The organism is Streptomyces sp. NPDC050121, from assembly GCF_044460385.1.
GTDB lineage: Bacteria > Actinomycetota > Actinomycetes > Streptomycetales > Streptomycetaceae > Streptomyces > Streptomyces soliscabiei.
In genome coordinates this window covers 1-11,744 of record NZ_JBITJV010000085.1, presented here as the reverse complement: position 1 = coordinate 11,744, position 11,744 = coordinate 1, and the positions used below count along the sequence as shown (strand labels likewise).

The 11,744-nt window shown below is 69.0% G+C and carries 11 protein-coding genes; 8 read left to right on the top strand and 3 right to left on the bottom strand.

The window, feature by feature from the left end; all coding sequences use genetic code 11:
- Positions 1-259 precede the first annotated feature (259 nt).
- Positions 260-553 (bottom strand): DUF397 domain-containing protein, encoded by a 294-nt coding sequence (locus ACIBTS_RS48765; protein ID WP_079659129.1) that lies wholly within the window; start codon positions 551-553, stop codon positions 260-262.
- A 286-nt stretch (positions 554-839) separates the two neighbouring features.
- Between ACIBTS_RS48765 and rpsO the strand changes: the two genes are divergently transcribed.
- From rpsO to ACIBTS_RS48740, 5 genes are all read left to right on the top strand, one after another.
- Entirely contained in the window at positions 840-1,127 is a 288-nt protein-coding gene (gene rpsO / locus ACIBTS_RS48760; RefSeq protein WP_003993372.1) for a 30S ribosomal protein S15, read from the top strand.
- A gap of 397 nt (positions 1,128-1,524) precedes the next feature.
- On the top strand, positions 1,525-3,768 hold the full coding sequence (locus ACIBTS_RS48755) for a polyribonucleotide nucleotidyltransferase (protein WP_319675255.1): 2,244 nt from the start codon (positions 1,525-1,527) through the stop codon (positions 3,766-3,768).
- A complete protein-coding gene (locus tag ACIBTS_RS48750) occupies positions 3,765-5,144 on the top strand; it encodes a M16 family metallopeptidase (RefSeq protein WP_399328368.1) in 1,380 nt (459 codons plus the stop codon). The genes ACIBTS_RS48755 and ACIBTS_RS48750 overlap by 4 nt, the downstream gene beginning before the upstream one ends.
- A gap of 26 nt (positions 5,145-5,170) precedes the next feature.
- A complete protein-coding gene (dapB, locus tag ACIBTS_RS48745) occupies positions 5,171-5,923 on the top strand; it encodes a 4-hydroxy-tetrahydrodipicolinate reductase (RefSeq protein WP_319675257.1) in 753 nt (250 codons plus the stop codon).
- A 13-nt stretch (positions 5,924-5,936) separates the two neighbouring features.
- The gene (locus ACIBTS_RS48740; RefSeq protein ID WP_079659125.1) at positions 5,937-6,392 is read left to right on the top strand and encodes a hypothetical protein; all 456 of its coding nucleotides are present in this window, start codon (positions 5,937-5,939) and stop codon (positions 6,390-6,392) included.
- Between the two features lie 68 nt (positions 6,393-6,460).
- Here the strand turns inward: ACIBTS_RS48740 and ACIBTS_RS48735 are convergent, their stop codons facing one another.
- Together ACIBTS_RS48735 and ACIBTS_RS48730 are read right to left on the bottom strand one after the other, a co-directional pair.
- Positions 6,461-7,015 carry a hypothetical protein gene (locus ACIBTS_RS48735; protein WP_319675259.1) on the bottom strand — a complete coding sequence of 185 codons (555 nt, stop codon included), beginning with the start codon at positions 7,013-7,015 and terminating at the stop codon, positions 6,461-6,463.
- 91 nt (positions 7,016-7,106) lie between these two features.
- Positions 7,107-7,343: a hypothetical protein gene (locus tag ACIBTS_RS48730; protein WP_399328365.1), complete on the bottom strand. Its 237-nt coding sequence runs from the start codon at positions 7,341-7,343 to the stop codon at positions 7,107-7,109.
- A gap of 203 nt (positions 7,344-7,546) precedes the next feature.
- Here ACIBTS_RS48730 and thyX point away from each other — a divergent pair, with 203 nt between their 5' ends.
- The 3 genes from thyX (at position 7,547) to ACIBTS_RS48715 (ending at position 11,216) form a co-directional block, all read left to right on the top strand.
- Positions 7,547-8,287 (top strand): FAD-dependent thymidylate synthase, encoded by a 741-nt coding sequence (gene thyX / locus ACIBTS_RS48725; protein WP_079659122.1) that lies wholly within the window; start codon positions 7,547-7,549, stop codon positions 8,285-8,287.
- Positions 8,288-8,502: 215 nt separating this feature from the next.
- Positions 8,503-9,402, top strand: coding sequence for a 4-hydroxy-tetrahydrodipicolinate synthase (dapA, locus tag ACIBTS_RS48720; protein ID WP_079659121.1), 900 nt, complete (start codon positions 8,503-8,505; stop codon positions 9,400-9,402).
- 128 nt (positions 9,403-9,530) lie between these two features.
- Positions 9,531-11,216 (top strand): ribonuclease J, encoded by a 1,686-nt coding sequence (locus ACIBTS_RS48715; RefSeq protein WP_399328363.1) that lies wholly within the window; start codon positions 9,531-9,533, stop codon positions 11,214-11,216.
- Positions 11,217-11,744: the final 528 nt, after the last annotated feature.

Below are 11,744 nucleotides of genomic sequence, written 5' to 3'. Positions count from 1 at the left end.
ACCCCCCAGGTCATCCGTTCGACAGGGGGGAACAGTCATGCCGGGCCCGGAGGCCAGCGGTCCTCTTGCAGGACCGCGGAAAACATAACGGGGGACCCCCATGACGCCGGCACGCTGATCCGACCGGGGAATATGACACAGGCTCTGACCCACGGGCCGAGCACGAAGAAGCAGCCGCGACGATCGCCGTCACGACTGCTTCACCGGTCCACCGCGGTGCGCCCCCGTTTCCGGGCGACCGCGCTTCCGGGCGACCGCGCTACTCCGCCGCCAGACCCCCGTTGTGCGGCGCCGGCTCCAGATCGAACTCGCCGTCCCGGGCGCCCAGCACGAACGCCCGCCACTCCGCCTCGGTGTACCGCAGCACCGTCTCCGGGTCGAGCGACGACCGCATCGCCACGGCCCCGTCGGGCAGCTCGGCGATCTCGACGCGCTCCTCGTGCTCCTCCGTGCCCGGAGCGCACTTCCACTCGACGCCGGAGATGTCGAGCGCGTACAGCTCGTCCCGCTCCCGCTCCTTGCGCGCCTTGATCTGCTCTTCCGTCTCCGCCATGCCGCAACGGCCCCTTCCCGACGTACGAAAACGATCTGTGCGCTCACCCTAGTGGCCGCCTCCGCGCCGACCTCCGGCTTTCGCGGACCCGTGCGAGAGCGCCCCCGACTGCCTGGTACCCTCAATGACGGCCGTTTGTGTACGCACCCCCGGAAGAACCCTCAGGCACTCCCTGAAGGCTCTGGAGGTCGCGCCCAGCGGATCCCCGCCTCCCGAGTAACGGAAGCTCCCCCGAGACACAGACCGGGGGCACTCGGTGGCCCTGAAAAGACTACGAGGAGTACGCGTGCCGCTCGACGCCGCTACGAAGAAGCAGATCATCACCGAGTTCGGCCAGAAGGAGGGCGACACCGGCTCCCCCGAGGTCCAGGTCGCCATGCTGTCGCGCCGGATCTCGGACCTGACCGAGCACCTCAAGACCCACAAGCACGACCACCACTCCCGTCGTGGTCTGCTGATCCTGGTCGGTCAGCGTCGCCGCCTGCTGCAGTACCTCGCCAAGAAGGACATCCAGCGCTTCCGTGCGCTGGTCGACCGCCTCGGCATCCGCCGCGGTGCGGCGGGCGCCAAGTAGGACGCCGTGAGGGGAGCGGTTCCCGTGATCATCGGGACCGCTCCCTTTTGCTGTACGCACGACAGGATCCATGGCAGGACGCATGGCAGGGGCGTTCGTACACCCCGCCTTCGTGCGGAAACGTGCGGAGTGTCACCAACGCTTTGTAGTGTGGTAGCACAACGCAATACGTACGACACAGCGTGATGACGTGTACTCGCTGCGGGTAAACGTCACCACGCAACACCGAACGAGGAGAAGCGCACCGCACCGCCGCCGGTCCTCGGTAGTGGCCCCCGGGAAAGAGATCCCCGGGTGCTTCGATCGAAGACCGGCCCGCACCGCACGGCGCGTCTCTCCACAACCGTCCCCCTGCCACACGGGCAGAGCGCGGGACGAAGACGAGGAGAAAACGCTAGTGGAGAACGAGACCCACTACGCCGAGGCCGTCATCGACAACGGCTCCTTCGGCACCCGCACCATCCGCTTCGAGACGGGCCGCCTGGCCAAGCAGGCCGCCGGCTCCGCCGTCGCGTACCTGGACGACGACACCATGGTGCTGTCGGCCACCACCGCATCCAAGAACCCCAAGGACCAGCTCGACTTCTTCCCCCTCACGGTGGACGTCGAGGAGCGGATGTACGCCGCCGGCAAGATCCCCGGCAGCTTCTTCCGCCGTGAGGGCCGGCCGAGCGAGGACGCGATCCTCACCTGCCGCCTCATCGACCGCCCGCTGCGCCCGTCCTTCAAGAAGGGGCTGCGCAACGAGATCCAGGTCGTCGCCACGATCATGGCGCTCAACCCCGACCACCTGTACGACGTCGTGGCGATCAACGCCGCCTCCGCGTCCACGCAGCTGGCCGGTCTGCCCTTCTCCGGCCCGATCGGCGGCGTCCGCGTCGCGCTGATCAACGGCCAGTGGGTCGCGTTCCCGACGCACACCGAGCTCGAGGACGCCGTCTTCGACATGGTCGTCGCCGGCCGCGTCCTGGAGGACGGCGACGTCGCGATCATGATGGTCGAGGCCGAGGCCACCGAGAAGACCATCCAGCTGGTCAAGGGCGGCGCCGAGGCACCGACCGAGGAGGTCGTCGCCTCCGGTCTGGACGCCGCGAAGCCCTTCATCAAGGTGCTCTGCAAGGCCCAGGCCGACCTCGCCGCCAAGGCCGCCAAGCCCACCGGCGAGTTCCCGGTCTTCCTCGACTACCAGGACGACGTCCTGGAGGCGCTCACCGCCGCCGTCCGCCCGGAGCTGGCCTCCGCGCTGACCATCGCGGGCAAGCAGGAGCGCGAGGCCGAGCTGGACCGCGTCAAGGGTCTGGCCGCCGAGAAGCTCCTGCCGGAGTTCGAGGGCCGCGAGAAGGAGATCTCCGCCGCGTACCGCTCGCTGACCAAGTCCCTGGTCCGTGAGCGCGTCATCAAGGAGAAGAAGCGCATCGACGGCCGCGGGCTGACGGACATCCGTACGCTCGCCGCCGAGGTCGAGGCCATCCCGCGCGTGCACGGCTCGGCGCTGTTCGAGCGTGGCGAGACCCAGATCCTGGGCGTCACCACCCTGAACATGCTCCGCATGGAGCAGCAGCTGGACACCCTCTCCCCGGTGACCCGCAAGCGCTACATGCACAACTACAACTTCCCGCCGTACTCCGTCGGCGAGACCGGCCGCGTCGGCTCCCCGAAGCGCCGCGAGATCGGCCACGGCGCCCTCGCCGAGCGCGCCATCGTGCCGGTCCTGCCGACGCGCGAGGAGTTCCCCTACGCGATCCGTCAGGTGTCCGAGGCCCTCGGCTCCAACGGCTCGACGTCCATGGGCTCGGTCTGCGCCTCCACCATGTCGCTGCTGAACGCCGGTGTGCCCCTGAAGGCCCCCGTCGCCGGTATCGCCATGGGCCTGATCTCCCAGGAGATCAACGGCGAGACGCACTACGTCGCCCTCACCGACATCCTCGGTGCGGAGGACGCCTTCGGCGACATGGACTTCAAGGTCGCCGGCACCAAGGAGTTCGTCACCGCCCTCCAGCTCGACACCAAGCTGGACGGCATCCCGGCGTCCGTCCTGGCCGCGGCCCTCAAGCAGGCCCGCGACGCCCGCCTCCACATCCTCGACGTGATGATGGAAGCGATCGACACGCCGGACGAGATGTCCCCCAACGCCCCGCGGATCATCACCGTCAAGATCCCCGTGGACAAGATCGGTGAGGTCATCGGCCCGAAGGGCAAGATGATCAACCAGATCCAGGAGGACACCGGCGCCGAGATCACGATCGAGGACGACGGCACCATCTACATCGGTGCCCAGGTCGGCTCGCAGGCCGAGGCCGCCCGCGCCACGATCAACGGCATCGCCAACCCGACCATGCCGGAGGTCGGCGAGCGCTACCTGGGCACGGTCGTCAAGACCACGACCTTCGGCGCGTTCGTGTCGCTGCTCCCGGGCAAGGACGGTCTGCTGCACATCTCGCAGATCCGCAAGCTCGCCGGGGGCAAGCGCGTGGAGAACGTCGAGGACGTCCTCGGAGTGGGCCAGAAGGTCCAGGTCGAGATCGCCGAGATCGACTCCCGCGGCAAGCTCTCCCTGATCCCCGTGGTCGAGGGCGAAGGCGAGTCCGACAGCGGCTCCGCCGCGGGCGACGACGACAAGAAGGACGACACCGACAAGTGACGTCTCGTAGCTCCACGGCGACGGCCCGCACCTCTTCGGAGGCGCGGGCCGTCGCCCGTACCCAAACCCTGATCAAGGGCACGGCCGGCATCGGCGTCGTCCGCAAGACCACCCTGCCGGGCGGCCTGCGGATCGTCACCGAAACCCTCCCCTCGGTGCGCTCGGCCACCTTCGGCATCTGGGCGCACGTCGGCTCCCGCGACGAGACGCCGTCCCTGAACGGCGCCACGCACTACCTGGAGCACCTCCTCTTCAAGGGGACGACCCGCAGGTCCGCGCTGGACATCTCCTCCGCGCTCGACGCCGTCGGCGGCGAGATGAACGCGTTCACCGCGAAGGAGTACACGTGCTACTACGCGCGCGTGCTCGACACGGACCTGCCGCTCGCCATCGACGTCGTCTGCGACATGCTGACCGGCTCGCTCATCCTCGAGGAGGACGTCAACGTCGAGCGCGGCGCGATCCTCGAAGAGATCGCGATGACCGAGGACGACCCCGGCGACTGCGTGCACGACCTCTTCGCCCACACGATGTTCGGCGACAACGCCCTCGGCCGCCCGGTCCTCGGCACCGTCGACACGGTCAACGCCCTCACCGCCGACCGCATCCGCCGCTTCTACAAGAAGCACTACGACCCCACCCACCTCGTGGTCGCGGCCGCCGGCAACATCGACCACCACAAGGTCGTACGCCAGGTCCGCGCGGCCTTCGAGAAGGCGGGCGCCCTCAACAGCCCCGACGCCGCACCCATCGCCCCGCGCGAGGGACGGCGCGCGATCCGCACGGCCGGCCGCGTCGAGCTGATCGCCCGCAAGACCGAGCAGGCGCACGTCGTCCTCGGCATGCCCGGCCTGGCCCGCACGGACGACCGCCGCTGGGCTCTCGGCGTGCTCAACACGGCCCTCGGCGGCGGCATGTCGTCCCGCCTGTTCCAGGAGGTCCGCGAGAAGCGCGGCCTGGCCTACAGCGTGTACTCGTACACCTCCGGCTTCGCCGACTGCGGCCTCTTCGGCGTGTACGCGGGCTGCCGGCCGTCCCAGGTCCACGACGTGCTGAAGATCTGCCGGGACGAACTCGACCAGGTCGCCGAGCAGGGCCTGTCCGACGACGAGATCGGCCGCGCCATCGGCCAGCTCAGGGGCTCCACGGTCCTCGGCCTTGAGGACACCGGCGCGCTCATGAACCGCATCGGCAAGAGCGAGCTGTGCTGGGGCGAGCAGATGTCGGTCGACGACATGCTGACCCGGATAGCGGCCGTGACCCCGGACGAGGTGCGGGCCGTGGCCCGCGACATCCTGGGCCGACGCCCGTCGCTGTCGGTCATCGGCCCGCTCAAGGACAAGCAGGCCTCCCGGCTGCACGACGCTGTGGCCTGATCCACTCCCGTAAGGAAACGACAACGATGAGCAAGCTGCGCGTGGCGGTCCTCGGCGCCAATGGCCGGATCGGTTCCGAGGCGGTACGGGCGGTCGAGGCCGCCGAGGACATGGAGCTGGTGGCCGCCCTCGGCCGCGGCGACAAGCTTCGGACGCTGACCGAGACCGGTGCCCAGGTCGCGGTCGAACTGACCACGCCCGCCTCGGTCATGGACAACCTCCACTACTGCGTAGGGCACGGCATCCACGCCGTGGTCGGCACGACCGGCTGGACCGACGAGCGCCTCGCACAGCTCAGGGGCTGGCTGGCCGACTCCCCGGAGACGGGCGTGCTCATCGCGCCCAACTTCTCCATCGGGGCCGTCCTGACCATGAAGTTCGCCCAGATCGCTGCCCCGTACTTCGAATCCGTCGAGGTCGTCGAACTCCACCACCCCAACAAGGTGGACGCCCCGTCCGGCACCGCCACCCGCACCGCCCAGCTCATCGCCGAGGCCCGTCGCGAGGCGGGCACGGCCCCCGCGCCCGACGCCACGGCCACCGCCCTGGACGGCGCGCGGGGAGCCAGCGTGGACGGCATCCCCGTCCACGCCGTCCGGCTGCGCGGCCTGCTGGCCCACCAGGAGGTCCTGCTGGGCGGCGAGGGCGAGACCCTCACGGTCCGCCACGACTCCCTGCACCACAGCAGCTTCATGCCGGGCATCCTGCTGGGCGCCCGCCGGGTCGTGACGACGCCGGGCCTCACCTTCGGCCTGGAACACTTCCTGGACCTCGGCTGAGACCGAGACCGACATGCGAGCCAAGCTCTCCTACGCCCTCACGGCAGCCGTCCTGGTCTTCTACTTCGTCCTGGTCGGCAGCCGTGGCGTCATGCTCATACAGTCCGGCACGCTGCTGACCGTCACCTTCGGTGTGGCGGTGCTGATCCTGCCGGTCATCGGCGTCTGGTTCCTGTGGAAGAACACCCAGTTCGTCCGCCGGGCCAACGCCCTCGCCGCCGAACTCGACGCCGAAGGCGGCCTGCCCGTCGACGAGCTGAAGCGCACCCCGGGCGGTCGCGTCGACCGCGACTCGGCCGACGAGGTCTTCGCCAAGCGCAAGGCCGAGACCGAGGCGGCCCCCGACGACTGGCGCAGCTGGTTCCGCCTCGCCGTCGCCTACCACGACGCCCGCGACACCCCGCGCGCCCGCAAGGCGATGCAACGGGCGATCAGCCTGCACGACGGCAAGCACATCGAGCCGGCCTGAGCCGACCACCGACGAAGGGGCCGACCCGCAGCTGTGGCGGACCGGCCCCTTCGTACGTGTGCGCGGAATCAGTCGCGCCGGTTCTCCGCGGCCCATGCCTCGACCGCGTCCGAGGCCCGGTCGAACGCCTCGGGGCGCGACAGGAAGTCCGCCCCGTGCGTGGTCAGCAGCGGCGCGCCCGCCTCGGCGGGCCGATCCCGCCGCACGATCGTCAGGGCCTGGCCCTGGACGGTCCGCGGCAGCCCCAGCCAGCGCACCGGCTGCTGCACGGTCCGCACGGCCACGACCCGGTCCCAGGAGAGCGTGCGGGTGAAGAGGAAGCCCACGTGCCGCAGCCCGCGGTCGCTCACCCACACGCCCACCCGCAGCAGCCGCAGCGCGCAGGCGATCACCAGCAGGGAACAGCCGAAGATCGCGCCGGCCTCCGACACCGACCCCGTCAACGCGATGATGACGGCAGCGAACAGCACGTACGAGGCGAGCAGCAGCGCCAACGCGGCCACCCCGACCCGCCAGGGCCCGGGCCGGTAGGGGCGCCGCCAGCGCTCACGGTCGTCGAAGGGCAACGCGACGTCCTCCGCCGCCTCGAACGCGCGGTCGGCCGTCAGGAAGGGCAGGGGCACGGCTGGTCCTCACTCGATCCATGCTGGGGCTGTGCCCGGTGAGGCTATCCGCCTGTGTCCCCGCTCACCACTATCGGGGGTCCGGATGGCGTCAGCGCCCGTGGGACGCCTGTGACTGCTGAGTCTCGGAGGAGTGGTCCAGGCTCAGCGCCGGCATCCCGATGACCAGGGAGCCGACGAGCGCGGCCACGATGGTGAGCCCCAGCAGCCACCGCCCGGCTATCTGACTCACGGAGGACCGCTCGGGAGGCGGGGGAGCGACATTGCTACGGAACCTGTCGGCCTCGGTGAGGAAGGCGAAGGGTACGGGTTCACGCCGGCGGACCATGGTGGGTACTTCCTCCTGGGAGCTTTCGAGTGGACGCTGTCACTGGACGTCGTCACTGATACAGACGAGCGAGTGCCCGAAAACGTGCCCAATATCGGCAGACGTCCCGCACGAATCTCGCGGCATGCCCGTGACCGTCCGGCTCAACGGCCCCCGTAAAGTTGGCGCCGCTCCGAAGACGCGATGGAAGGACCCTCCGCACCGTGACCGACACCCCAGCCGATGACCTCAAGCCCGGCTTCCGCAGTGATGTCACCGTCGAGCTGATCAAGCACACGGCCTCCGATGCCGACGTGCTGTTCGCCGCCCGCGTCTCCACCGCCGGGGAGCAGTCGCTGGACGAGCTGGGCAAGGACCCCGAGCGCTCCAAGGGGCTGATCAACTACCTGATGCGGGACCGGCACGGCAGCCCGTTCGAGCACAACTCGATGACCTTCTTCATCAGCGCCCCGATCTTCGTCTTCCGCGAGTTCATGCGGCACCGCGTGGGCTGGTCGTACAACGAGGAGTCGGGCCGCTATCGCGAGCTCCAGCCGGTCTTCTACGTCCCCGACGCCTCCCGCAAGCTGGTCCAGGAGGGCCGCCCCGGCAAGTACGTCTTCGTCGAGGGCACCCAGGCCCAGCAGGAGCTGGTCGGCCGCACCATGGAGGACTCCTACCGCCAGGCCTACGAGGCCTACCAGGAGATGCTCGCCGCCGGCGTCGCCCGCGAGGTCGCCCGCGCGGTCCTCCCGGTCGGCCTGTTCTCCTCGATGTACGCCACCTGCAACGCCCGCTCGCTGATGCACTTCCTGGGCCTGCGCACCCAGCACGAGCTGGCGAAGGTCCCGTCCTTCCCGCAGCGGGAGATCGAGATGGTGGGCGAGAGGATGGAGGCGGAGTGGGCCAAGCTCATGCCCCTGACGTACGCCGCCTTCAACGCCAACGGCCGCGTCGCGCCGTAAGGGGCGTAACGAAGTCGAGCGACAGAGACGTATGTACGGATCATCCGGGCGAAGTGTCCGTATTGCGGCATTTAGAGAAGTTCATCTAGCCTGATCAAACGGACCCGGCACTGCTTGAACCCCCGAGCAGGCAGTGCCGGGCTCCTTCTTTGTCATGACTTTTCCACACCCCCCGAAGGCAGACCCGACGCCGAGCAACGAGTAGCGTGTTACCCATGGCTCCGACCTCCACTCCGCAGACCCCCTTCGGGCGGGTCCTCACCGCCATGGTCACGCCCTTCACGGCGGACGGCGCACTCGACCTCGACGGCGCCCAGCGGCTCGCCACCCACCTGGTGGACGCAGGCAACGACGGCCTGATCGTCAACGGCACCACCGGCGAGTCACCCACCACCAGCGACGCGGAGAAATCGGACCTGGTACGAGCCGTCCTGGAGGCCGTCGGAGACCGCGCCCACGTGGTCGCCGGCGTCGGCACCAACGACACCCACCACAGCGTCGAACTGGCCAAGGCCGCCGAGCGGACGGGCGCGCACGGCCTCCTGGTCGTCACCCCGTACTACAACAAGCCCCCGCAGGAGGGCCTCTACCGCCACTTCACGGCCGTCGCCGACGCCGCCGACCTACCGGTCATGCTCTACGACATCCCCGGCCGCAGCGGTGTCCCGATCAGCACCGAGACGCTCGTCCGCCTCGCCGAGCACCCGCGGATCGTCGCCAACAAGGACGCCAAGGGCGACCTGGGCCGCGCGAGCTGGGCCATCGCGCGCTCCCGCCTCGCCTGGTACTCCGGCGACGACATGCTGAACCTGCCGCTGCTCTCCGTGGGCGCGGTCGGCTTCGTCTCCGTGGTCGGCCATGTGGTCACGCCGGACCTGCGCGCCCTCGTCGAGGCGTTCACCGCCGGTGACGTCCAGAAGGCCACCGAGATCCACCAGAAGCTGCTTCCGGTCTACACGGGCATGTTCCGCACCCAGGGCGTCATGACGACGAAGGCGGCGCTCGCCCTGCAGGGCCTGCCCGCCGGCCCGCTGCGCTCGCCCATGGTCGAGTGCTCACCCGAAGAGATCGAACAGCTCAAGATCGATCTTGCCGCGGGCGGGGTACAGCTCTGACAACAGACTTCACAACTGAATAGGCAGGCCACCGGTGCCTGCAATCCACAACGACAACTGCTTCTGCACGAACGTCATGCGCGCCACGTGCCCACCGGTACGTGGCGCGCGTGTTTGAGGAGAGTCTTTTGAGTCATCCGCATCCCGAACTCGCCCCGCCCCCGCCGCTCCCCGCGGGAGGCCTCCGGGTCACCCCACTCGGCGGCCTCGGCGAAATCGGCCGGAACATGACGGTCTTCGAGTACGGCGGCCGTCTGCTGATCGTCGACTGCGGTGTGCTGTTCCCCGAGGAGGAGCAGCCCGGAATCGACCTGATCCTGCCGGACTTCTCGTCCATCAGGGACCGCCTCGACGCCGTCGAGGGCATCGTCCTCACCCATGGACACGAGGACCACATCGGCGCCGTCCCCTATCTCCTGCGGGAGAAGCCGGACATCCCGCTGATCGGCTCCAAGCTGACCCTCGCGCTCATCGAGGCCAAGCTCCAGGAGCACCGGATCCGCCCGTACACCCTCGAGGTGACGGAGGGGCACCGTGAGCGCATCGGCCCGTTCGACTGCGAGTTCATCGCCGTCAACCACTCGATCCCGGACGCCCTCGCGGTCGCCATCCGCACACCGGCGGGCATGGCCGTCCACACGGGCGACTTCAAGATGGACCAGCTCCCGCTGGACGGCCGTCTCACGGATCTACACGCGTTCGCACGTCTGAGCGAGGAAGGCATCGACCTCCTCCTCTCCGATTCCACGAACGCCGAAGTCCCCGGTTTCGTGCCGCCCGAGCGGGACATCTCCAACGTCCTGCGCACGGTCTTCGCGGGTGCCCGCAAGCGGATCATCGTGGCGAGCTTCGCCAGCCACGTCCACCGCATCCAGCAGATCCTGGACACGGCGCACGAGTACGGCCGCCGGGTCGCCTTCGTGGGCCGCTCGATGGTCCGCAACATGGGCATCGCCCGTGACCTGGGCTACCTCAAGGTCCCGCCGGGTCTGGTCGTGGACGTCAAGACCCTCGACGACCTTCCGGACCACGAGGTGGTCCTGGTCTGCACGGGCTCCCAGGGCGAACCGATGGCGGCCCTGTCCCGCATGGCCAACCGCGACCACCAGATCCGCATCGTCCCCGGCGACACGGTGATCCTGGCGTCGTCGCTCATCCCCGGCAACGAGAACGCGGTCTACCGCGTGATCAACGGACTGACCCGCTGGGGCGCGCACGTCGTCCACAAGGGCAACGCCAAGGTCCACGTCTCGGGCCACGCGTCCGCGGGCGAGCTCCTGTACTTCTACAACATCTGCCGCCCGAAGAACCTGATGCCGGTGCACGGTGAATGGCGCCACCTGAGGGCCAACGCCGAGCTGGGCGCCATGACCGGCGTCCCGCACGACCGCATCGTCATCGCCGAGGACGGCGTCGTCGTCGACCTCGTCGAGGGCAAGGCCAAGATCTCCGGCAAGGTCCAGGCGGGTTACGTCTATGTCGACGGCCTCTCGGTCGGTGACGTCGGCGAGCCGGCCCTGAAGGACCGGAAGATCCTGGGCGACGAGGGCATCATCTCGGTCTTCGTCGTCGTGGACTCCTCCACCGGCAAGATCACCGGCGGTCCGCACATCCAGGCCCGCGGCTCGGGCATCGAGGACTCGGCCTTCTCGGACGTCACCCCGAAGATCGCCGAGGTCCTGGAACGCTCGGCCCAGGACGGCGTGGTCGAACCCCACCAGCTGCAGCAACTCATCCGCCGCACCCTGGGCAAGTGGGTTTCCGACACCTATCGCCGCAGGCCGATGATCCTCCCGGTCGTGGTCGAGGTCTGAGCGACGAACGGCCGGCCGTACGCGTGAACCTGGAGCGGGGGGGGGGGGGGGGGGGGGGGGGGGGGGGGGGGGGCGGGCGGGGGGGGGGGGGGAAAAACAGAAAAGCAACCCCAGAAGAGCCCCCCACCCCCGCCGGGGCGGCGCGTTCTCCCGGGGGGGGCGGCCCCCGAGCCCCCCCCCCCCCCCCCCCCGCTCCAGTACGTTTACGTCTCCGCCTGAACGGGAACCCGGGAGCTTCACGCCCCCGGAAGCAGTCCCCGGGAGGGGCCGGGAAAACCGACTCAGAACTTCTGATAAAGTCGGAACCGCCGGAAAGGAAACCGCGAAACAAAAGCGGGAACCTGGAGAGCACCGAGGAAATCGGATCGGAAAAGGATCTGATAGAGTCGGAAACGCAAGACCGAAGGGAAGCGCCCGGAGGAAAGCCTGAGAAAGTCTCTCGGGTGAGTACAAAGGAAGCGTCCGTTCCTTGAGAACTCAACAGCGTGCCAAAAATCAACGCCAGATATGTTGATACCCCGTCCCCGG

Coding starts and splice junctions, on each gene's coding strand:
- ACIBTS_RS48740 (WP_079659125.1), top strand. CDS start 5,937: ATGCGAGCCAAGCTCTCCTACGCCCTCACGGCAGCCGTCCTGGTCTTC.
- dapA (WP_079659121.1), top strand. CDS start 8,503: ATGGCTCCGACCTCCACTCCGCAGACCCCCTTCGGGCGGGTCCTCACC.
- ACIBTS_RS48765 (WP_079659129.1), bottom strand. CDS start 553: ATGGCGGAGACGGAAGAGCAGATCAAGGCGCGCAAGGAGCGGGAGCGG.
- dapB (WP_319675257.1), top strand. CDS start 5,171: ATGAGCAAGCTGCGCGTGGCGGTCCTCGGCGCCAATGGCCGGATCGGT.
- ACIBTS_RS48730 (WP_399328365.1), bottom strand. CDS start 7,343: ATGGTCCGCCGGCGTGAACCCGTACCCTTCGCCTTCCTCACCGAGGCC.